17 protein-coding genes and 1 other annotated feature are annotated in these 21,253 nt (G+C 43.8%); of the genes, 8 read left to right on the top strand and 9 right to left on the bottom strand.

Annotation, left to right across the window (positions count from 1 at the left end):
* Positions 1-36: 36 nt before the first annotated feature.
* Both btsR and L2W36_RS11980 read right to left on the bottom strand, forming a co-directional pair.
* Entirely contained in the window at positions 37-762 is a 726-nt protein-coding gene (gene btsR, locus L2W36_RS11985) for a two-component system response regulator BtsR (RefSeq protein WP_236110147.1), read from the bottom strand.
* Entirely contained in the window at positions 759-2,462 is a 1,704-nt protein-coding gene (locus L2W36_RS11980) for a sensor histidine kinase (protein ID WP_236110146.1), read from the bottom strand. Before L2W36_RS11980 ends, btsR begins: the two co-directional genes overlap by 4 nt.
* A gap of 250 nt (positions 2,463-2,712) precedes the next feature.
* On the opposite strand from L2W36_RS11980, the gene L2W36_RS11975 reads away from it, so the two are divergent.
* Both L2W36_RS11975 and tyrA read left to right on the top strand, forming a co-directional pair.
* Positions 2,713-3,786 (top strand): 3-deoxy-7-phosphoheptulonate synthase, encoded by a 1,074-nt coding sequence (locus L2W36_RS11975; RefSeq protein ID WP_006072917.1) that lies wholly within the window; start codon positions 2,713-2,715, stop codon positions 3,784-3,786.
* A gap of 8 nt (positions 3,787-3,794) precedes the next feature.
* On the top strand, positions 3,795-4,922 hold the full coding sequence (tyrA, locus tag L2W36_RS11970; protein WP_062459831.1) for a bifunctional chorismate mutase/prephenate dehydrogenase: 1,128 nt from the start codon (positions 3,795-3,797) through the stop codon (positions 4,920-4,922).
* Between the two features lie 53 nt (positions 4,923-4,975).
* On the opposite strand, the gene L2W36_RS11965 is transcribed toward tyrA, so the two are convergent.
* Together L2W36_RS11965 and ettA are read right to left on the bottom strand one after the other, a co-directional pair.
* Complete coding sequence (locus L2W36_RS11965) at positions 4,976-5,983, bottom strand: M23 family metallopeptidase (protein ID WP_006072919.1); 1,008 nt, start codon at positions 5,981-5,983, stop codon at positions 4,976-4,978.
* A gap of 148 nt (positions 5,984-6,131) precedes the next feature.
* Positions 6,132-7,799: an energy-dependent translational throttle protein EttA gene (gene ettA, locus L2W36_RS11960; RefSeq protein WP_236110145.1), complete on the bottom strand. Its 1,668-nt coding sequence runs from the start codon at positions 7,797-7,799 to the stop codon at positions 6,132-6,134.
* Positions 7,800-8,102: 303 nt separating this feature from the next.
* On the opposite strand from ettA, the gene sltY reads away from it, so the two are divergent.
* Both sltY and trpR read left to right on the top strand, forming a co-directional pair.
* Positions 8,103-10,046 (top strand): murein transglycosylase, encoded by a 1,944-nt coding sequence (sltY, locus tag L2W36_RS11955; RefSeq protein ID WP_236110144.1) that lies wholly within the window; start codon positions 8,103-8,105, stop codon positions 10,044-10,046.
* Positions 10,047-10,118: 72 nt separating this feature from the next.
* Complete coding sequence (gene trpR, locus L2W36_RS11950) at positions 10,119-10,406, top strand: trp operon repressor (RefSeq protein WP_006072922.1); 288 nt, start codon at positions 10,119-10,121, stop codon at positions 10,404-10,406.
* Positions 10,407-10,449: 43 nt separating this feature from the next.
* Here trpR and yjjX read toward each other — a convergent pair whose 3' ends face one another.
* Complete coding sequence (gene yjjX, locus L2W36_RS11945) at positions 10,450-10,965, bottom strand: inosine/xanthosine triphosphatase (RefSeq protein WP_236110143.1); 516 nt, start codon at positions 10,963-10,965, stop codon at positions 10,450-10,452.
* A 190-nt stretch (positions 10,966-11,155) separates the two neighbouring features.
* Between yjjX and L2W36_RS11940 the strand changes: the two genes are divergently transcribed.
* Positions 11,156-11,815, top strand: coding sequence for an OmpA family protein (locus L2W36_RS11940; RefSeq protein WP_236110142.1), 660 nt, complete (start codon positions 11,156-11,158; stop codon positions 11,813-11,815).
* A 69-nt stretch (positions 11,816-11,884) separates the two neighbouring features.
* Here L2W36_RS11940 and pheA read toward each other — a convergent pair whose 3' ends face one another.
* From pheA to bamD, 4 genes are all read right to left on the bottom strand, one after another.
* Positions 11,885-13,066, bottom strand: coding sequence for a prephenate dehydratase (gene pheA, locus L2W36_RS11935; RefSeq protein WP_006072925.1), 1,182 nt, complete (start codon positions 13,064-13,066; stop codon positions 11,885-11,887).
* Positions 13,067-13,078: 12 nt separating this feature from the next.
* Positions 13,079-13,198: a sequence feature (Phe leader region), on the bottom strand.
* A 122-nt stretch (positions 13,199-13,320) separates the two neighbouring features.
* The gene (gene hpf / locus L2W36_RS11930; protein WP_006072926.1) at positions 13,321-13,647 is read right to left on the bottom strand and encodes a ribosome hibernation-promoting factor, HPF/YfiA family; all 327 of its coding nucleotides are present in this window, start codon (positions 13,645-13,647) and stop codon (positions 13,321-13,323) included.
* Positions 13,648-13,933: 286 nt separating this feature from the next.
* Positions 13,934-15,355, bottom strand: coding sequence for a lytic transglycosylase F (locus L2W36_RS11925; protein ID WP_236110141.1), 1,422 nt, complete (start codon positions 15,353-15,355; stop codon positions 13,934-13,936).
* Positions 15,356-15,515: 160 nt separating this feature from the next.
* A complete protein-coding gene (gene bamD / locus L2W36_RS11920; protein ID WP_006072929.1) occupies positions 15,516-16,241 on the bottom strand; it encodes an outer membrane protein assembly factor BamD in 726 nt (241 codons plus the stop codon).
* A gap of 130 nt (positions 16,242-16,371) precedes the next feature.
* Between bamD and rluD the strand changes: the two genes are divergently transcribed.
* From rluD to clpB, 3 genes are all read left to right on the top strand, one after another.
* Complete coding sequence (gene rluD / locus L2W36_RS11915; RefSeq protein ID WP_171389603.1) at positions 16,372-17,346, top strand: 23S rRNA pseudouridine(1911/1915/1917) synthase RluD; 975 nt, start codon at positions 16,372-16,374, stop codon at positions 17,344-17,346.
* Positions 17,346-18,074 carry a peptidoglycan editing factor PgeF gene (gene pgeF / locus L2W36_RS11910; protein ID WP_124940214.1) on the top strand — a complete coding sequence of 243 codons (729 nt, stop codon included), beginning with the start codon at positions 17,346-17,348 and terminating at the stop codon, positions 18,072-18,074. Before rluD ends, pgeF begins: the two co-directional genes overlap by 1 nt.
* Positions 18,075-18,160: 86 nt before the next feature.
* Positions 18,161-20,734: an ATP-dependent chaperone ClpB gene (gene clpB / locus L2W36_RS11905; protein WP_236110140.1), complete on the top strand. Its 2,574-nt coding sequence runs from the start codon at positions 18,161-18,163 to the stop codon at positions 20,732-20,734.
* Positions 20,735-21,253: the final 519 nt, after the last annotated feature.

Below are 21,253 nucleotides of genomic sequence, written 5' to 3'. Positions count from 1 at the left end.
AGCCTCAGCTGATCGAGATAGGTGGTAATACTTCCGTTAATGAAAGCCTAACGTCTCTTTTAATGATTTCAGGTAGCGGCGACTTACAGGTATTGGGTGATCACTTTGAGTAATGATCTCGGCTAACCCATTGTCTAACAACTTAATTTCTTTAATAGCCTTGACGTTCACTAAAAACTGGCGGTGGCAACGGATCAACGGCGTTTTATCTTCCAGTACTTTAAGCGTTAGCTGCGATGTGGCCTTTTGTTCGGCAGTTTGAACATGTACACCGGAAAGGTCGCTGTAGGCAAACTCAACATCGGTAGTTGGAATAATGACGATACGGTTGTGGCCGACACAAGGGATTTGGTCGAGTGTTTGTGGTGCGAGAGTATCGATCGCTTCCAGCGTTTGTTGCTCACGTTTTTTTAGTCGCTTAACGGTTTTTTCAAGACGACACGGATCAACAGGTTTTAGTAAGTAATCGAACGCATTATCTTCAAACGCTTGGATGGCATATTGATCGTAAGCGGTGACAAAGACGACTTTCGGCATGGTATCAGGGTCGAGCATGCCAAGTAGTTCAATACCGGTGACTTGTGGCATTTGAATATCAAGAAAGACCACATCTGGTTTGAGTTGGTTAATTTTCTTGAGACCTTCAATGGCATTACTTTCCTCACCAATGATGTCAATTTGCTCGGTTTCCTCCAAGAGCTCTATTAGCTCTTCACGAGCAAATAACTCATCATCAATTACTAAAGCTGTTAACTGTGTCATGACGCAATAGCCGTCCTTTTATCTTTGCGTGTAGAAGGCGAGGGGATGATAAAGCTCATTCGCGTAAAGTGGTCTTTTTCCACTTCAATTTTTAGCGCTCCGTCACGACCAAATTGATTTGTTAGGCGTTTACCGACAATTTGCATACCTAGCCCTTCATGTCCCTCCTTGGGCGCAATAAAGGTTCCGGCATTATCCTCGACGACTATCTCACTCCCTGACTGAGTGGTGTGACTATAGATTCGAATGATCCCACCTTCAATTAAATTGGAAATACCATGCTTAATCGCGTTTTCAACCAGAGGTTGTAAAGTGAAGCTCGGTACTTCTTGTTCTAACAGTTCTGGAGCAATATCAATATCCACTTCTAAACGGTCGGTAAAACGTGCTTTTTCGATAGTGAGGTAGGCGTTAACGTGGGCTAATTCCTCTTTCAAGGTGACCGTTTCGATATTCTGTTTCAGGTTGCTACGGAAAAACTGAGAAAGATGCTGTATTAGGCTGCGTGCTTTATCAGGGTCGCGTCTAGTGATAGCACTAATGGTATTCAATGCATTAAACAGAAAATGTGGGTTAACTTGTGCGTGAAGTAGCTTGATTTCTGCCTGTTTGAGTAAGGTCTGTTTATTTATGTAGTCACCATGAAGGATCTGGCTAGAGAGCAGCTGAGCAATACCTTCAGCCATGGACATATTAATGGTTGAGAACAGCTTACGCTTGGGTTCGTATAGCTTGATAGTGCCAATTACTTCGTCACCCGTGCGCAGTGGAATTATAAGCGCAGATCCCAGTTTACAGTCTTCAGAGATTGAGCACTGGTAAGGATTCTCTTTGCCATCGAGGTAAATGATCTCGTTGTTGTTCATCGAATCGAGCGTACTTTGAGAGGAGATAGATCGGTTAAGGTGATGATGGTCAGCGCCTATACCGACAAAAGCCAGTATCTTGTCATGATCGGTAATGGCGACAGCACCGACATTGGTTTCTTCGTAGATAATTCGTGCAATCTTGCTGGCGTTATTGGAGTTAAAACCATGGACTAAAATGCCCACGGAGCGTTCTGCAATGTTTAATGCGCGACGAGAGAAGGTCGCTGAGTATTCCTCGAAAATGGTCTTACGGTCTTGAAGAATGCTCATGAATAGCGCGGCACCGACAGAGTTGGCGATGATCATCGGAGCAGCAATATCAGAAACGAGCGCATAAGCTTGATCAAAAGGTTTAGCTACAATGAGGATGATTAGCATCTGAACCAGTTCCGCCACAAAAGTAATGTAGAAGACAACCAGGGGGTTAAATAGCTCTTCTTTTTTATCCTTTCTGAGAAAATACAGATGCATTAAACCACCGATTACCCCTTCTGCCGTAGTGGAAATCGCGCAGGCTAAATCGGTAAATCCTCCTAAGGTGTAGCGGTGTAGACCACCGGTTAACCCAACAGCAAATCCTACGATGGGGCCGCCGAATAGCCCTCCCATCACCGCACCAATGGCTCGAGTATTGGCGATAGCGTCGTTGATTTGCAATCCGAAGTAGGTGCCCAAAATACAAAACGATGAAAACAGCACATAAATGCTGAGTTTATGACTTAAACGATTGGAGACACTAAACAGTGGAATAAAAAGCGGAGTCTTGCTCAGCATATAAGCGAGCATTAGATACACGCACATCTGCTGCAAAAGGGAGATGATTAAGTCCATAGATTACAACCAACAACGAAGTTGTATTTTATTGTATACGCAACTGGCCAATCGTGGCAGTTTGTTATCATCGAACTGTTAGCAAGAACTGAAGCACCAGTAATTCTAGCTGTAAAATTATATTTACATATAATGTTTTTTATAGTTTACGCTTGCATGTGTTTTTTATCTAGGTATATTACCAGTTAAAGCTTAGCCGGACGGTTTTAATTATAAAGTTCGGTGTAAAATAATATTTACAGGTGAGGCCATGAAGAAGAGTGAACTAAGTAATATTAATATCAGTGACGAACAGGTACTGATTACACCAGAACAACTAAAAGAAAAATTACCGCTGAGTGAAAAAGCTAGAAAGTTCATTCAAGATTCCCGTGAGACTATCGCTAACATTATTCATAAGAAAGATCATCGTCTACTTGTCGTATGTGGGCCTTGCTCTATTCATGATGTAGAAGCGGCGAAAGAGTACGCAAAGCGTTTGAAAGCGTTGTCGGAGCAGCTTAACGACCAGCTATACATTGTTATGCGTGTTTACTTTGAAAAGCCGCGTACAACGGTAGGCTGGAAAGGCTTGATTAATGACCCTCAACTGGATGGTACCTTCGATATCGAGCACGGACTGCACGTAGGGCGCGAACTCTTGGTAGAGCTTGCGGAAATGGATATTCCATTGGCGACAGAAGCGCTTGACCCGATTAGTCCACAATACTTGGCGGATACTTTCTCATGGGCGGCAATTGGTGCACGTACAACAGAGTCACAAACTCACCGCGAAATGGCCAGTGGTCTTTCGATGCCAATCGGCTTCAAAAATGGTACCGATGGTAGTTTGGCGACAGCAATTAATGCGATGCAAGCTGCTTCATCAAGTCACCGTTTTATGGGAATCAACCGTGAAGGTCAAGTCGCCCTATTAACGACTCAAGGTAACGAAAATGGCCATGTTATCTTACGTGGTGGTAAGCAGACCAATTATGACTCAGTATCGGTCACCGAATGTGAGCAAGAGTTAGCGAAATCGAATCTTGATGCGTCATTGATGGTGGATTGTAGTCATGCTAACTCTCGTAAAGATTACCGTCGTCAACCACTAGTAGCTGAAGATGTCATTCACCAAATCCGAGAAGGCAACAAATCTATTATTGGTCTAATGATTGAGAGTCATATCAATGAAGGAAACCAAAGTTCAGACATTCCTCTAGATCAAATGAAATATGGGGTGTCGATCACCGACGCATGTATCAATTGGGATACAACTGAGGCACTATTACGTCATGCTCATAAAGAGCTTGTCCCATTCTTGGAAAATCGTATTAAGGAATAATTACGTCCATGGCTGCTGAATTGAACGCACTGCGCGACCAAATTGATGAAGTCGATAAGCAAATGCTCGAGCTTCTTGCGAAGCGTCTATCCCTAGTAGAACAAGTTGGTGAAGTGAAAAGCCGTCATGGTTTACCTATCTATGCTCCGGATCGAGAAGCTGCCATGCTAGCGTCTCGTCGTGAAGAGGCGGCGAAGAAGGGCATACCACCACAGCTAATTGAAGACATTCTGCGCCGTACGATGCGCGAGTCTTACGCGAGCGAAAAAGACTCTGGATTCAAATGTCTAAATCCAGAGTTACGTTCAGTGGTTATCGTTGGTGGTAACGGTCAACTCGGTGGCCTATTTGGTAGAATGTTCAAACTGTCTGGCTACGAAGTCAGAGTACTAGGCAGCCAAGATTGGGATCGTGCAGATGAGATTCTCGATAACGCTGGTTTGGTTGTTGTCACTGTGCCGATTCACCTCACTGAGGGTGTGATTGAAAAGCTAAATGCGTTACCGAAAGATTGTATCCTTTGTGATTTAACATCGATCAAATCTAAACCTTTGAACTCAATGCTTGATATTCACAAAGGTCCCGTTGTTGGTCTTCACCCGATGTTTGGTCCTGATGTACCAAGCCTTGCGAAACAGGTGATTGTTTACTGTGATGGCCGAGGTGAGAACGAATACCAGTGGCTGTTGGAGCAGTTCAAGATTTGGGGCGCAAGTTTGTGTCAGATTTCTGCAGAGCAGCATGATAAAGGCATGACGCTTATCCAAGCGCTTCGTCACTTTACCTCGTTTGCTTACGGTCGCCACTTAAGTCAGCAGAACCCGGATTTAGATACGTTAGTTAAACTCAGTTCACCTATCTACCGACTCGAGTTGGCGATGGTGGGTCGATTATTTGCTCAAGACCCAAGCTTATACGGTGACATTATTATGTCTTCAGAAGAGAACATTGAGATGATCAAGTGCTTCCATAAACAGTTTGGAGAAGCATTAGCACTGCTTGATAGCAAAGATAAAGATAAGTTCATCTCTGAGTTTAATGAAGTTAGCGAGTGGTTTGGTGATTATTCACAGCAGTTTATGTCTGAGAGTCAGAACCTACTGAAGCAGGCTAACGATGCCATACATCGCGGTTAAACGCGGGCGATGAAAGAACCAATTAAAAAACGCAGCGAAGTCGCTGCGTTTTTTTAGTTTGTCTGTTCACTTGTTTCGTTGGTGGTGTCTTCGGTAACGGCAGTTTTAATCGAAGAATCCACATAGGGTGCATTAGTTAGGTTTATTTGTAGCTTAACCACGCTACCGACAAGATCAATCAGCGGTGCCCATTGCACTTTCTTTTCTTTCTCGAACACGTAATCGAAGTTCTCAGGGCTCCAATCGATGAAGTATTGAGGGTTAAGTGTGCGCCCTAAAAAGCGTACTTCATAGTGAAGGTGTGGTCCGGTTGAATTACCGCTATTTCCACACGTAGCGATGACGTCTCCTTTGCTGACGAACTGCCCACTCTTAGCTTTAAACTTATGTAAGTGAGCGTAAGAGCTCATAAAACCAAATGAATGGCGCACCGTCATATAGTTACCATAACCTTGACGGCTTGGTCTTACCGTTTCAATAACGCCATCGGCTGGCGCTAAGATTTGTTCACCTGTTTTACAGGTTAGGTCGATACCAGTATGTAACTGGCGTTTACCAGATATAGGGTTAGTACGTCGTCCATAAGACGAGGAAACGCGCTGATAAGTAACCGGGCTGTCATTGGGAATTAAGCGCAGCATTGTGGCACGAACTGCGGAGTCAATGGCGGCCGCATCAATACGCTCCGCTAATGGCATTTCAGCATCGTAGAGCTCTTCATCGGTGAGACCAAGAACTGTTTCCACGTCATTAACTCGTTTGCTCAGGAGTTGGAGCTCATCACGTTTCTCTTCAAGTTCTTGAGAAAGATCGTGAGTGACATTGACTTGTTCTTCCAGTTTAGCTTCAAGTAGCGCTTTTTCTTGCTGTAGATCCGTCAGAGACACTTCAGTAGATGACAGCTGTGTTTGAGATTGGTTATAGGAATAACCGACTAAGCCCAAGGCAACAGGAAAGGCTGCAGCGAAGAGGATGGCAGTGTAAGTACGCTTTCGTCCTAAACGCAGAGTTCGTTTCTTTCCTTGTTCATTCGGTATTACTACCTTGATTCTATTCGGCATAGTGATTATCGCTACACCACATTTGTCTATGAAATGTGGTGATTTTTCAGTTAATTTTGTTTTTTTGTGGGTGAAAATCACAAAAAAAAGAGGGCGCTATTATTAGCGCCCTCTTGAAAAAAAACAAGTTTATCTCAAATTCAAACGGTTATTTTGAGATGCGTTTGTATTTAATACGGTGTGGTTCAGCAGCTTCTGGACCCAAAGTCTTCTTCAGCCAATCCATGTACTCAGTGTAGTTACCTTCGTAGAAGTTAACTTGACCTTCATCGCGATAGTCGATGATGTGAGTAGCGATACGGTCTAGGAACCAACGGTCGTGCGAGATAACCATGGCACAGCCTGGGAACTCTAGTAGTGCTTCTTCAAGTGCACGTAGAGTTTCAACGTCTAGGTCGTTGGTAGGCTCATCGAGTAGTAACATGTTGCCACCCGCTTTAAGAAGCTTAGCTAGGTGAACACGGTTGCGCTCACCACCGGAAAGTTCACCGATGATCTTCTGTTGGTCGCTACCTTTGAAATTAAAGCGTGAGCAGTACGCGCGCGCAGGAATTTCAAAGTTGTTGATCTTAATGATATCAGCGCCTTCAGAGATCTCTTGGAAAACCGTATTGCTATCGTTCATTGAATCACGGAACTGTTCTACAGAAGCCAGTTTCACGGTATCACCAAGTTCAATCGTGCCGGCATCTGGTTGCTCTGTGCCACTTAGCATTTTGAATAATGTCGATTTACCCGCACCGTTAGCACCGATGATACCTACGATAGCACCTTTTGGAATGCTGAAAGAAAGATCATCAATCAGTACACGGCCATCGAATGACTTAGTCAGGTTGTTAACTTCTAGAACTTTATCACCTAAACGCTCACCTGGTGGAATGAATAGCTCGTTCGTTTCGTTACGTTTTTGATGATCGCCACTTTGTAGCTCTTCAAAACGTGCCATACGTGCTTTTGACTTCGCTTGACGGCCTTTAGGGTTTTGACGAACCCATTCCAGCTCTTTCTCAATGGTTTTCTGACGAGCTTTCTCTTGAGACGCTTCTTGTTGTAGACGTGCATCTTTTTGCTCTAGCCATGAAGTGTAGTTACCTTCCCATGGAATACCTTCACCACGGTCAAGCTCAAGAATCCAACCTGCTGCGTTATCTAAGAAGTAACGGTCGTGGGTAATCGCAACAACAGTGCCATTGTAGTCCACTAGGAAGCGTTCAAGCCAAGCAACAGATTCGGCATCTAGGTGGTTGGTTGGTTCGTCAAGAAGCAGCATGTCTGGCTTCTCAAGCAATAGACGACAGATAGCGACACGGCGACGCTCACCACCGGATAGGTGTTGAATCTTCGCATCCCACTCAGGTAGACGAAGAGCGTCAGCGGCACGCTCTAGGGCGTTCTCTAGGTTATGACCATCTTTCGCTTGGATAAGAGCTTCTAACTCACCTTGTTCTTTAGCCAATGCGTCGAAGTCTGCATCTGGTTCAGCGTAAGCCGCATACACTTCGTCTAGACGCTTCATTGCACCAGCAACATCGGATACTGCTTCTTCAACGATTTCACGAACCGTTTTTGATTCATCAAGAACAGGTTCTTGCGGCAAGTAACCTACGTTTAGACCAGGTTGCGGACGCGCTTCACCATCGATATCAGTATCAATACCCGCCATGATACGTAGAAGGGTAGATTTACCAGCACCATTTAGGCCTAGAACACCGATTTTTGCACCAGGGAAGAAGCTAAGAGAGATATCTTTAAGGATTTGTCGCTTTGGTGGCACTACTTTGCTCACGCGCGACATGGTATAGACGTATTCAGCCATTGCCGATCGTTCCTACTTTTGAAGTCAATAAAGTTGTTATTTTACACTACGCAGTCAGAACGTTTCAATTTTCGTTGTGCGATCTTAAGCCTCAATATCATTCAAAATGCGCGGTTTCGCCAAGAGTCAGGGAATTCTCAACAATGGAAACAAATTCTTAATGACAAACCCATTGGCAAGAAGGAGTAATTGGTCTTAAATTGAAGATTGACCATGTATTCAAATGAAGCTGACAAGGCTCAATAAAAAACGACAACAATAAGCTCACTGGTCATTCTTCACAGCATCTAAGGAAATCGGTACATGCTTTTATACGGACGGTATAAGCAACGACTGCTAGCAGTTACTTCGGTCATAGTAGCCTCACTGGCATGGCCTGCATTTGCGGCAGAAACAAAACTAGAACAACAACGCTCAGATTATGATAGGGCGCAAAAGCTCATTGATAAAAAAGATATCAGTGGTTATCAAAAACTTCGGCCTAAAATTGAAGATTACGCTTTGACTCCTTATGTCGATTATCGAGTGTTTTCTTTGCAACTAGCAGATAAGTCGATTGAGGACGTCAATACATTTATTGAGCAGCATAAGGGTTTCCCTTTCTCCTATCGTATTAGAGCGCCGTATTTGGATCAATTGGCCCGTCAAAACAAATGGCAAGACATTCTAACCTTTCAAACCTCTTACCCAAATGGCGAGCGATATCAATGTTACTACCACTATGCTCAGCTTAAAACTGGGAATAAACAGGAGGCGTACAAAGGCGCTCAAAACTTATGGTTGAGTGGAAATAGTGTTGATAGTGCTTGTGATAAGTTATTCAAGGAATGGGATAAGTCAGGAGCGCTGACCGACCAACTAATTGTCGAGCGAATGATCCTTGCTTTTGAAAAGCGTAATGGGTCATTAATTAACTATCTAAATAAGAAGCTGGCAACATCGACAGGTAAACAGCATGGGAAACAAATTAAAGACCTGTTCAAATCACCTAATAAGGTGGTGTCTTTTGCTGACAGTAAATTCCCACAACCGTATAAAAACCAGCTAACTGAACTGTCACTCCGAAAGTTAGCTCGTAGTGACAGAGATAAAGCAAGAACCGCACTAACTCAACTGAGTAAAAATGCCTCGCTAGACGATGAGTTGCAACAGTCGATGCAAGATTATGTGGCGATGCGTTACATCACGACGGATTCCGAAGCCGAAGCTAACTGGCGTGATAAAGTGCTTAGCCAATCAAGCAATGATGGTTACTTGGAACGTAGAGCGCGTCTTGCGGTGCAACAAGCCGATTGGAAAGGCTTGAACCGTTGGATTAGCAAAATGTCGCCAGAGAAACAAGAAACCAGTCGTTGGCAATATTGGTTGGCGCGTTCTGAGTTGGTAACAGGTAACAAAGAGCAAGGAAAACAACGCCTAGAAGGGATTGTAGGTCAGCGTAACTTCTACAGCGCCGCTGCCGCGACATACCTAGAGCACTCTATTGTTTATCCTATTTCCACGACAGTGTTAGACCCTAAAGTCGTAGCGCCGTATCAAGCTAGCTTAGATCGAATCGAAGAGTTGATTGCGCGAGACAAAATAGCCGCAGCTAAATCAGAGTGGCGTTTCTTGTTGTCTAACGTAACTGCGGATGAGAAGCAGATGTTAGCGGCTTATGCTGGTAAGAACCGTTGGCATCACTTCACCGTCGTAGCGACAATTTCTGCCAAAATGTGGGACAACATGTCATTGCGCTTCCCAACGGCTCATCGCTGGTGGTTTGATTTCTACAGTGACAAGCTCGACCTTGATAGCGTGTTACTCATGTCGCTAGCACGTCAAGAAAGCGCGATGGATGTGGAAGCGCGCTCTCCTGTTGGTGCTCGCGGCGTGATGCAGATTATGCCAGCTACGGCAAAGTATACTGCGAAAAAGCACAAGATACGCTACGGCAGTACAAGTGACTTGTATCAGGTGGGTAAGAACATTGAGATAGGCTCGCACTACCTTAATGAGCTGCTTGATAACTACGATGATAACCGTATCTATGCATTAGCTGCCTACAATGCAGGGCCTAACCGCGTAAAACGTTGGCGTGAAGCTTCTGATGGCAAGTTAGATGCCATCGCCTTTATTGAAGCGATACCTTTTAGAGAGACTCGTGGTTACGTTCAGAATATTCTAATGTTTCAAGTCTACTATCGAGATTTACTCGGTGTTCAGGGAAGTTTCCTCACTGAAGCGGAAGCGAAAAAACGTTACTAGTGGAGATGGGCTACCAATTCATGTGGGCTTGGAGTTAGAATGGGTAACTGGATGTTTCTGATGGAATATTAAATGGAACCACACTATCAAGACTGGCAACAGGTACTCGACCTTATTCAGCGTTCGCAAAGCAGTGAGCAGCAAGCAATGCTGATGACGATGTTGCTAACACCAGATGAACGTGAAGCAGTGACGGCGCGGGTGAACATTCTCTGTGAGTTGTTAAAGGGAGACATGTCCCAACGCCAAATTAGTCAGATGTTAGGCGTAGGTGTGGCAACCATTACTCGCGGCTCTGCGGAAGTAAAGCGCTTGGCCGACAAAGATAAGAACGCGCTTAGCGACTTATTGCTTAAGTAAGCGAAACCTATGGGTTTCGCTTACCTTGTCAGAGAAAACGTCTTTAGAAGTGTTCAGGATTGGTAAATGGGATCAGCGCCAGTATTAACGCTTGGTGATACACAGAACTGCGTGTGAGCTGATGCTGGGTTAGCAAACCAATTGCCCCGCCTTTTTGTTTGATATTATCGGTACCAAAGGTCTTATCCATCACATCGCCTAGTTCAACGCTTGGCGACAGCTGGTCTACGACAGCGGGTGGAAGCATTAGACTAGCGCTTCTTGATTCTCCCGTCTGTGTCTCGGTTTCAATAATCATCCATGCAAACGTGGAATGCCCATCTAAACCTGCTTCAATCCCAACATAGAAATCACCGTCTTTGACGGTTTTCTTGGCATTGTGAACACGCGTTTTAGCACCAAGATGAGTTTCATCATTGCTCATAGGTTGCTCGGCCACGCCACTTGGCACGTTTACCCCTTCAAAAGTGAACTTTTGGTTAGGAAAAGCGGATTCAAAGGCGCTTTTTACGGCATTGATTTTGGCTGGATTAAGTGACGCGATAACCACTTTGTTCATTCTTACTTATCCATGTCTATACGTTTGGGCTTAATTCTAACGTAAATTTGCCTTAGATTTGTCATTTAATAACGGTGTGCTTTTTATCATTAGTGTGAGTGCTAAATGCCTCCATTAGGAATAATTAGAATTTATATGGTACGATATTCTGTATTTGGTGGTGATGTTGTACGCATAAGAGATAATAGAAATGAGATTAAAAAAAGTAGTGGTTGCCTTAGGGCTTATTTCTCTTGTTGGCTGCCAATCGACGCAGCGACAAAACGCGACAACAGGAGAGTATGAGACAAACTCAGCAACCAAAGGCGCTGTGATTGGCGCAATTGCTGGCACAGCTGTTGGTATTGCTTCAGGTGGTGATAGTCGTGGGATTCTTATTGGTGCGGCGAGTGGCGCAGCGTTGGGTGGTGGTGTCGGATATTATTTCGACCAACAAGAAAAAGCGCTCAGACAAGAGTTGTTAAATTCAGGTGTGCAAGTTGAGCGTGTTGGTGACAATCAACTTTTATTACGTTTAGAAAACGGTATTGGTTTTGACAGTAGCTCTCACGCTCTTAACAGCAGTATTCACAACACACTGAGAGGTGTAGCGCGTATTTTGGTTGAGTATCCTGATACCAGTTTAGTGATCGAAGGCTATACCGATAGCACGGGTAGTGCGCAATACAACCAAGAGCTATCAGAAAAGCGCGCTGAGCAAGTACGTTCGTTCTTGATTAGCCAGAATGTAGCGGCAGGTCGTGCGGTAGCCCGTGGTAATGGTGAGCGATTCCCAATTTGCAGTAACTCTACACCAGAGGGGCGTCAATGTAATCGTCGAGTGGAGATTAAGATTCTGCCGCTCAAGTAGCTTTGAAGACAGGCTACGGCTCATTAAATAGAAATAGCCCCAGCTCATGATGACTGGGGCTATTTGTTTTTACTCGCCTAAATCGGGCATCACTGGTTTTACGTTATCAATAGGGTAGCAGCCAAGTACTTTAAGGTACTTAGTGATCTTTATAAGCTCATGAATGGCTTGCTGCATTGATTCTGAGTCTTTGTGGGCTTCCACATCCACATAAAACATCTCTTCCCAAGGATTACCCATAATAGGACGTGACTCGAGCTTGGTCATATTGATTCCATAGCGCTGGAGTACTAATAAGGTTTCAACCAACGAACCTGCTTGTTGAGACGTCGCCATGATAAAGGTAGTTTTTGCTGGAATTTGTGCTGATACTTCAACGGGCTTTCTTGCAACAACGATGAATCGAGTATGGTTTTCTGTCTGATTAGCAATGTTGCTTTGAATCGATTGCAAGCCATACAGTTTACCGCTGGCTGCGTGGCCGATTGCAGCAACATCGTCTCTATTAAGCTGCTGAACTTTCTGCATTGCATCCGCTGTGCTTGCACAAGACTCTAGTTGAACACCTGATAGTCTGCCCAAGAACTCACTGCATTGCTGATGAGGTTGTGGGTGAGAGTACAGCGTTTTGATGTTTTCCAGACGAATTTCTTTGGTCGCAACCAAGCAGTGCTCAATAGGTTGGGTGATTTCACCAACGATATGTAAAGTCGTATGTTGCAGTAAGTCGAATACTTCATTAATTGAGCCAGAGCTGGTGTTTTCAATAGGCAATACACCGAAATCAGCATGACCTGACTCAACCGTTTTTGTGACTTCTTTAAACTGGTCACAATTGAGTTCAATGAGCTCCGTGTTCTTACGAGAGAAATAATCTCGGCTTGCTAGGTGTGAATAAGAACCCTTAGCACCTAGAAAGGCCACTCTAGCAACAGGCTTTCTGCTTTGTTGCGGGTTGGCTAGGTTTTGCAGGTAAACCTGTTGCAGCAGAACAGAATCTTCAATGATGGTGTGGAAGATCTTTGTGATGTAAGACGCATCCAGCTCGTACTTGTCTTTACCGTTATTAATGAGCTTAACCAAAAGCTGTTGCTCACGAGCTGCATCACGAACCGGTTTTGAGGTTTCTACTTTGCTTTTTGCTACTTCAATGCTGAGTTTGCGACGTTCAGAAAGAAGCTGCAACAAGTTGTCGTCTAGCTCGTTCAGACGTAAGCGAATTTCTTCAAGTGAGTAGTTTGTGTCTGTCATCAAATAATCCTTATAAAAAAACCTCCCATTGGGAGGCTTTCCGTTCGTTTTTGACTTTTCTTTCGAAAACGAAGAAGCCTCCAAGCCTAGTGGAGAAAAAAGAAGTCAAAAAAGAACAGATTAATCGGGTACATAGAAAATGTAGTCTTAAGTTTTTTTGGGCTAAGCCACACAATAAGCAAGGGAGTGGGGAGCGTCAAGCAAAAAAATAGCGCCTTACGGCGCTATTCTACAATCGTTTTATTTACGAGCCTTTATTCGGTTTCTTCTACTAACTCAGGCTTATCCGTGCGTCTCGCTTCTGGCTTATGTCTGAGTTTGTTTAGCTGACGTTCTAACTTCTGTTCTACCTCGTTAACGGCAGCGTATAAATCTTCATGAGTAGCGGAAGCGACAAGTTTGCCTTTGGGTACCGTAATGGACGCTTCGAATTTCATTTGTTTGTTTGGCTCTTCGCTGAAAGCAGTTTGGCAACTAATGATATCCACTTGCCATTTTTCTAACTTCTTAAACTTGCTTTCGATATGCTCACGGATTGCAGAGGTGATCTCAATGTTTTTACCAGTGATGTTTACTCTCATATGTTTTTTCCTCTGTTGCATCCCTCATGGGTTAACTCCAGATTACTTATCCATGGAGAAAAGAATGTGATCTATATCACTAAAATGATAGGGTTTTTCGCCTCAAAATTTAAATGTGATCTAACGCAAAACTTTTTACTGTTAACACATGAAAAGACTTTCTTTTCTGTCAAAAGTCATTAATTTGGAAAGAGTAGCGCACTGAAAATCCCCCATTTTTGGCGCGTTTTTACGACCTAAGAAATCTCCTGCTTAAAATTCACTCGACTTTAAAGTGTGATCACTATCACTCAGTAATGGTCTCTTCTTTTGACCCCAAAACTCGATAAAATTCAATGTCACTGTTTAGTGCTTGTTGTTCCTGCCTGATCTGCTGTAGAGACTCTAGCTGTTTGTAGATAACATAGTATCGGTTGATATTTGCCACGTAAGTAACGGGCTCAGAGCTAATATTTCTTCGTGCCATCAGCTCCACATTGCCAAACCATTTATTGGGGTCGTAACCGTGCTTGGTGGCTAAGCGCCGCATTTTAGCGATGTTTCCCGGACCTGCATTGTAGGCTGCCAACGATAAATAAACTTTGTCATCATTACTTATCGCGTCATCGCTAAAGTATCTATCTCGGATAAAGCGCATATATTTCACGCCAGCATGGACGTTATTTTCAATTTTATTGATGTTTTTGATGTTTACATTGCGATCACGAGCGGTACTTGGAAGGACCTGCATGATGCCAACAGCGCCTTTGGGTGAGACTTTGTTTTGGTTTAGCTTAGATTCTTGAAAAGCCTGCGCGGCAATCATAAGGAAGTCAAAGTCGTATTTGTCGCCATATTTCTTGAACAATGAAATCAGCCTATCCAATTGTTGGACATTCTTAGGATCAAGGGCCTTTGAAAACCAGCCTGTGTTATCCAAATATTTGTTATAAATAACATTACCGAGCAATGTTCCTTGCTTGGCCGTTTTAATATAGGCGTTTACTTGTTTCTCTAATTTTGGTGAGTCTTTGCGCATGGCCCACGCGATTTGACCATCTTTACTCAATGGTATTGAGTCATGGATATTCAAATCGTCAAACGTCTTGTTCCAAAAGAATGCTTTATGGCTATCGAGGACGGTCGCTCCAATATAGCCTTGCTTGACCATTTCGACCAATTCGTAGTCTTGAAGCGTTTCTTCTAAATACTGAACGTAGACAGGAGGCTTATCATTGCTGGTTAGTTTTTGATTTAGTGCCTGTAAGTTCTCGAAATAACTGGAGCTTCCACGAACCCAAACTTCTTGACCACTCAGGTCTTCGACACTTTCTAAAGACGGATAATCGCTAGTCGTCACAATCAGCTCGCTGATGTCAGAGAGAATCGGGGTACTGAACTGAATGATTTCTTGTCGTTTGGGTGTAATTGTGAGGTTTGCGACAACCAGATCTCCATAGCCATTAACTAAAGCCGGAATGAGGTCGTCTCTTGGTACAGGAATAACCTGTACTTTCATCTTGGAGTATTTCTTTTTGAGATTTTTCTCGAAGTGATAGAGCTGTTCCGCTCCAATCCCTTTGGGTTGTCCTTTTTCTATGTAATAGAAACCAAGATCAGCAGAGACCAAAACGCGAATAACACGCTTCTCTACTAAACTATCCAAATCGCCAGTATATGGTTCATTACTTAGAGGAGTTAACTCTAAAGCCCTTACTGGAAGTGTCATGATCCCTATGACAAAACATAATAAAATCGCCTTCACAACTATCCCTTTTTGCTACTTAGCTAAAGATAAATATATAAATAAAAAAGGAATTTTGCCAACTTATGGGCACAAAAAAGCGCTGCATTGGCAGCGCTTCTGGAAGGTGGATTTGTCTATAACCCTAAAGTGGGTTTAGTTCCATTAATTTCTCAGTACGCTCAACTTGCTCTTGCATTCCTAGTTCTTCGTACGCTTTCTTTTGCAGTACTAAAGATTGGCGAGCTGCTTCCGTATCAGGATAGGTTTTTTGAATTTCTTGAGCTCTATTGATAGCGGCAATCCAAGCTTCACGTCGGATATAGAAATCAGCGGTAGCAAGGTCATATTTAGCCAAACGGTTTTTCAACGCAACCATACGTTTTTGCGCGTCTTCGGCGTAAGCACTATTCGGGTAACGTTTTAGTAGGCGATCAAAATCAGCAAATGCAGCTTTTACTGGCTCAGGGTCGCGGTCTGAGCGATCGATCCTGAGAATGTCATGCATGAAGTTTCTGTCTTGTGCCATATGCGTTAGACCTCGCATGTACAACACCCAGTCAGAACGTTCGTGAGTTGGATTCAATCGAGAAAAACGCTCTATCGTAGCCAGACCCAGCGCTAAGTCATCGTTCTTGTAGTAAGCGTAAATCAAATCAAGTTGTACTTGTTCAGTGTAAGCACCAAATGGGTAGCGAGAATCCAGCGCTTCAAGGCGCTCAATGGCTGATGTCCAGTTACCACCTTGTAACGATTCTTGAGCTTCAGCGTAGAGTTGGGAAGGCGGAACATCTGGGACGGTGACTTCTTTGTCAGCACAACCAAACAACAAAGCTAGAGAAAGCAAGCTTGTTAGTTTAAGTAGTTTCATACGAGAACGAGTTTCCTTGACGTAAATATTTTTCCGTGTCCATTACTTTTCTTCTCAGTAACGGATACAATGATGGGCTATATTATCCACACTCGTGGTATTAGTCCCAAGGTTTTTTAAAAAGTTCGATATGGCTCAGCAGATTGAATTAACAAATACAGTAAAAGACAGCCAGTTAGGTCAACGTTTAGACCAAGCTGTAGCTGAATTGTTCGCAGATTTTTCCCGTTCGCGCCTGAAAGAGTGGCTTCTGGACGGAAAAATTGCCGTTAACGGTGAGGTAATCACTAAACCGCGTACCAAAGTTATGGGCGGTGAGTTGATAACCGTTCAAGCTGAACTAGAAGATGAAGAGCGCTTTGAAGCTCAAGACATTCCTCTTAATATCGTCTACGAAGATGATGACATTATTGTGATCAATAAGCCAAGAGATTTCGTTGTTCATCCTGGAGCAGGGACACCAGATGGCACGGTTCTTAATGCGTTGTTACATCATTTCCCAGCGATCGCAGAAGTACCACGCGCAGGTATTGTTCACCGCCTCGATAAAGATACGACAGGTTTGATGGTTGTCGCTAAGACGGTTCCTGCTCAAACTCGATTAGTACGTGCTCTACAAAAGCGTAACATCACCCGTGAATACGAAGCTATTGCTATCGGTAAAATGACGGCTGGTGGTATGGTAGATAAAGCGATCGGTCGTCATTCGACTAAACGTACACTGATGGCTGTGAACGAACTTGGTAAACCTGCGGTAACTCATTACCGAGTTGCAGAACATTTCCGAGAGCACACTCGTATTCGTTTACGTCTAGAAACGGGTCGAACTCACCAAATCCGTGTTCATATGTCTTATCTTCAGCATCCACTGTTAGGTGATAGCGCTTATGGTGGCCGCGCTCGTATTCCACGCGGAGCGAGCGAAGAACTGACTCAGATGATTCGTAGCTTTGATCGTCAAGCTCTGCACGCGGTAATGCTTAAGTTTGCGCATCCAGTTACTGGAGAAGAGATGACTTTCCATGCTCCTATTCCAGATGACATGGTGGTCATGACGGAAGCGTTGCGTGAAGACGCTAAGTTAAACAAAGAAGAAGATTATTAATGTCGCTTCTGACGCCAAACTGGAGCAAACCTAATAATGTTGAAGCGGTAAGCTCAACACGTGAGAATGGAGTCTCAAAGGCTCCATTTTCCAGTTTTAATTTAGGGATGCATGTTGGTGATGAACCTTCCGGTGTATTGGCAAACCGTCGAGCACTGGAAATCAGTGCGAATATGCCGTCTTCTCCTGTTTGGCTTAATCAAACTCATTCGACTAGAGTCGCTATCGTTCAAGCTCCAACTGAACTGGTATTGGACGCGGATGCGAGTTTTACACGAACGCCCGGTGTCGTCCTTAGTGCCATGACGGCAGATTGCTTACCAATTCTAATATGTGCAAAGGATGGAACAGCAGTTGCTGCGGTCCATGCAGGATGGCGTGGATTGGCCGACGGGATTGTCGAAAAGGCCGCTGGCCTGTTCGATAGTGAAGCACAGGCTTGGATTGGACCAGCAATTGGCTTTGAGTCTTTTGAAGTTGGGCTGGATGTGAAACACGCATTTTGTCAGATGAATCCTGAATATGGAATTGCGTTTAAAGAAAGCGTGAATCCAGAGAAATGGCTTGCTGATCTGGCACTCATTGCACAGATGAAATTACAAGCTTCAGCGATCAGTGATGTAACGCTGAGTAACTTATGCACGTTTAGCGATGAAAAGCGTTTCTTTTCTTATCGACGTGATGGAAAGACAGGTCGTATGGCAAGCTTTATCTGGATCAATCACTGATTTTCACTCCTTTGTCTTGAAATCCGTTTTGCTAGCAACCATCTTAATTGCATAACAAGCTGTATGTAATTTAAACGGGGGTTGCTATGCGCCTAGATCGATTTACTAGCAAATTCCAAATTGCTATTTCTGATGCTCAGTCATTGGCATTGGGTCGAGATCATCAATATATAGAACCTGTCCACCTTATGGTTGCTTTGCTTAACCAAGAGGGCAGTTCTATTCGTCCACTATTAACCATGCTGAACGTCGATGTGGTTCAATTACGTTCCAAGCTGTCTGAGTTAATGGACAAACTTCCTAAAGTCACAGGTGTCGGTGGCGATGTTCAGCTGTCTAGTGCTATGGGGCAAATATTTAATCTCTGTGACAAAATTGCTCAAAAGCGTCAAGACGCCTATATCTCTTCTGAGATCTTTTTGCTTGCAGCAATAGAAGATAAAGGCCCTTTAGGTGCACTTTTGAAACAGCAAGGGTTAACAGAAGCAAAAGTAAACCAAGCAATTGAGCAAATTCGTGGTGGTCAGAAAGTAGATGATCCCAATGCGGAAGAAAAGCGCCAAGCTTTGGAGAAATTTACCATCGATCTTACTGAGCGAGCGGAACAAGGCAAGCTTGATCCGGTCATTGGTCGTGACGATGAGATTCGCCGCACCATTCAAGTACTTCAACGTCGTACCAAAAATAACCCCGTCATTATAGGTGAGCCCGGTGTAGGTAAGACAGCTATCGTAGAAGGACTAGCACAACGCATTATAAATAATGAAGTCCCTGAAGGTTTGCGTGGGCGTCGTGTTCTTTCTTTAGATATGGGCTCACTGGTGGCTGGCGCCAAATATCGTGGTGAGTTTGAAGAGCGTTTGAAATCGGTCCTAAATGAACTAGCTAAAGAAGAAGGTAACATCATTCTCTTCATCGATGAGCTGCACACTATGGTTGGTGCTGGGAAAGGTGAAGGTTCGATGGATGCAGGCAATATGTTAAAGCCTGCATTAGCGCGCGGTGAACTGCACTGTGTAGGTGCGACAACATTGGATGAATATCGCCAGTATATTGAAAAAGATGCGGCGTTAGAACGACGCTTCCAAAAAGTACTGGTTGATGAACCAAGCGTCGAAGACACCGTAGCGATATTACGTGGTTTGAAAGAGCGTTATGAGCTCCATCACCATGTTGAAATTACTGACCCTGCTATTGTTGCTGCAGCGAGTTTATCGCATCGATATATTACTGATAGACAACTACCCGACAAGGCGATCGACCTTATTGATGAAGCCGCGTCGAGCATTCGACTTCAGATAGATTCGAAGCCGGAATCTTTGGATAAGTTAGAACGTAAAATCATTCAACTAAAAATCGAGCAGCAAGCTCTCAAAAATGAGTCGGATAATGCTAGTGAGAAGCGCTTGCTTGCTCTAAATGAAGAGTTAGAGTCAAAAGAGCGTGACTATGCGGAGTTGGAAGAAGTCTGGAATGCAGAAAAAGCAGCGCTATCGGGTACTCAACATATTAAGTCTGAACTCGAACAGGCAAGACTCGATATGGATGTGGCAAGACGTGCAGGCGATTTGAACCGAATGTCTGAGCTACAATATGGCCGTATCCCAGAGCTAGAGAAACAACTCGATTTAGCGACTCAAGCTGAAATGCAAGAAATGAGCTTGCTTCGCAACAAAGTGACAGATGCTGAAATCGCGGAAGTATTATCAAAGCAAACTGGGATTCCAGTATCTAAAATGCTTGAGGCAGAAAAAGATAAGCTTCTAAAAATGGAAGATGTTCTGCACAAACGCGTCATAGGGCAAGCGGAAGCTGTCGAAGTTGTATCTGATGCCATTCGCCGTAGTCGAGCTGGCCTCGCGGATCCTAATCGTCCAATAGGTTCTTTCTTATTCCTTGGCCCAACTGGTGTGGGCAAAACGGAACTATGTAAAACGCTTGCAAGTTTTATGTTTGATAGTGAAGACGCCATGGTGCGTATCGACATGTCTGAGTTCATGGAGAAACACTCAGTCGCTCGTTTAGTAGGTGCCCCTCCCGGTTATGTAGGTTATGAGGAAGGTGGATACCTAACGGAAGCCGTTAGACGTAAACCATACTCGGTTATTTTGCTGGATGAAGTTGAGAAGGCGCATCCTGATGTTTTTAATATTCTACTGCAAGTTCTCGACGATGGTCGCTTGACCGATGGACAAGGTAGAACAGTCGACTTTAGAAATACGGTAGTCATTATGACATCGAATCTTGGTTCATCTCGTATCCAAGAGAATTTCCAGGTGCTTGATTATGAGGGTATTAAGCGAGAAGTAATGGATGTTGTGACCTCTCACTTCAAGCCAGAATTCTTAAATCGTGTAGATGAAAGTGTGGTCTTCCATCCTTTGGGTGCGGAGCACATTAAATCTATTGCGGGTATTCAGTTGCAACGCTTGGGCAAACGCATGGAAGACAATGGCTATCACCTAGTGGTTGCCGATGCAGCTTTAAATTACATCGCCAAAGTAGGTTATGACCCAGTATATGGAGCTAGACCGCTTAAAAGAGCGATTCAACAAAGTATCGAAAATCCGTTGGCTAAAGAGATACTTGCCGGCAAAGTTGACCCGACTAAGCCAGTTCGTTTGATAGTGAACAACGACAAAATTGCTGTCGGGCAGTAAATAGCAAGGGAAATAGACTAATAAAAGGGGGCTTAGCCCCCTTTTTTGTGTCTTTTTTCGACGCTTTGTTTCTTTTGTGTTCGAACGGCTGTAAAAAACGATTTTATTTCAAATTAGCGCTTGCCAAGAATTGGTTCATCTCTATAATGCCACCTCGCTGACACGGGATGAGGCAACTAAAAGCCTTCACGAGTTAGCAGGTTAAGTTGCTTCTAAAGAAGTAAAGCAAAATTAGTTAGGAAAGTGGTTGACACGATAACTGAAATAGCTAAAATGACCGTCCGTTTTGAGTAAGGCTCAAAACAAGCTCTTTAACAATATAAACCTATCAATCTGTGTGGGCACTCGTTGATGATAATCAAATTGGATACTTCGGTATCAAATTAGGTTTCAATGAAACGAAGTGACCAATCAAGTCGGAAGACTTGGCACAGTCAATTCATTATCGTTCTGTTGGAACGATAATAGCTTTAGATTACTAAGGTAGTTTAAAGTCAGTATTCATTGAGCCGAACAAAA

The organism is Vibrio sp. McD22-P3, assembly GCF_021568915.1.
GTDB classification, from domain to species: Bacteria; Pseudomonadota; Gammaproteobacteria; order Enterobacterales; family Vibrionaceae; genus Vibrio; species Vibrio mediterranei.
The sequence above is the reverse complement of the archived record's forward strand: the minus strand, read 5'-3'. Positions and strand labels throughout refer to the sequence as shown.

Excerpts from the sequence above, each read along its gene's own strand:
- btsR (WP_236110147.1), bottom strand. The coding sequence starts at position 762 with ATGACACAGTTAACAGCTTTAGTAATTGATGATGAGTTATTTGCTCGT.
- L2W36_RS11980 (WP_236110146.1), bottom strand. The coding sequence starts at position 2,462 with ATGGACTTAATCATCTCCCTTTTGCAGCAGATGTGCGTGTATCTAATG.
- L2W36_RS11975 (WP_006072917.1), top strand. The coding sequence starts at position 2,713 with ATGAAGAAGAGTGAACTAAGTAATATTAATATCAGTGACGAACAGGTA.
- tyrA (WP_062459831.1), top strand. The coding sequence starts at position 3,795 with ATGGCTGCTGAATTGAACGCACTGCGCGACCAAATTGATGAAGTCGAT.
- L2W36_RS11965 (WP_006072919.1), bottom strand. The coding sequence starts at position 5,983 with ATGCCGAATAGAATCAAGGTAGTAATACCGAATGAACAAGGAAAGAAA.
- ettA (WP_236110145.1), bottom strand. The coding sequence starts at position 7,799 with ATGGCTGAATACGTCTATACCATGTCGCGCGTGAGCAAAGTAGTGCCA.
- sltY (WP_236110144.1), top strand. The coding sequence starts at position 8,103 with ATGCTTTTATACGGACGGTATAAGCAACGACTGCTAGCAGTTACTTCG.
- trpR (WP_006072922.1), top strand. The coding sequence starts at position 10,119 with ATGGAACCACACTATCAAGACTGGCAACAGGTACTCGACCTTATTCAG.
- yjjX (WP_236110143.1), bottom strand. The coding sequence starts at position 10,965 with ATGAACAAAGTGGTTATCGCGTCACTTAATCCAGCCAAAATCAATGCC.
- L2W36_RS11940 (WP_236110142.1), top strand. The coding sequence starts at position 11,156 with ATGAGATTAAAAAAAGTAGTGGTTGCCTTAGGGCTTATTTCTCTTGTT.
- pheA (WP_006072925.1), bottom strand. The coding sequence starts at position 13,066 with ATGACAGACACAAACTACTCACTTGAAGAAATTCGCTTACGTCTGAAC.
- hpf (WP_006072926.1), bottom strand. The coding sequence starts at position 13,647 with ATGAGAGTAAACATCACTGGTAAAAACATTGAGATCACCTCTGCAATC.
- L2W36_RS11925 (WP_236110141.1), bottom strand. The coding sequence starts at position 15,355 with ATGACACTTCCAGTAAGGGCTTTAGAGTTAACTCCTCTAAGTAATGAA.
- bamD (WP_006072929.1), bottom strand. The coding sequence starts at position 16,241 with ATGAAACTACTTAAACTAACAAGCTTGCTTTCTCTAGCTTTGTTGTTT.
- rluD (WP_171389603.1), top strand. The coding sequence starts at position 16,372 with ATGGCTCAGCAGATTGAATTAACAAATACAGTAAAAGACAGCCAGTTA.
- pgeF (WP_124940214.1), top strand. The coding sequence starts at position 17,346 with ATGTCGCTTCTGACGCCAAACTGGAGCAAACCTAATAATGTTGAAGCG.
- clpB (WP_236110140.1), top strand. The coding sequence starts at position 18,161 with ATGCGCCTAGATCGATTTACTAGCAAATTCCAAATTGCTATTTCTGAT.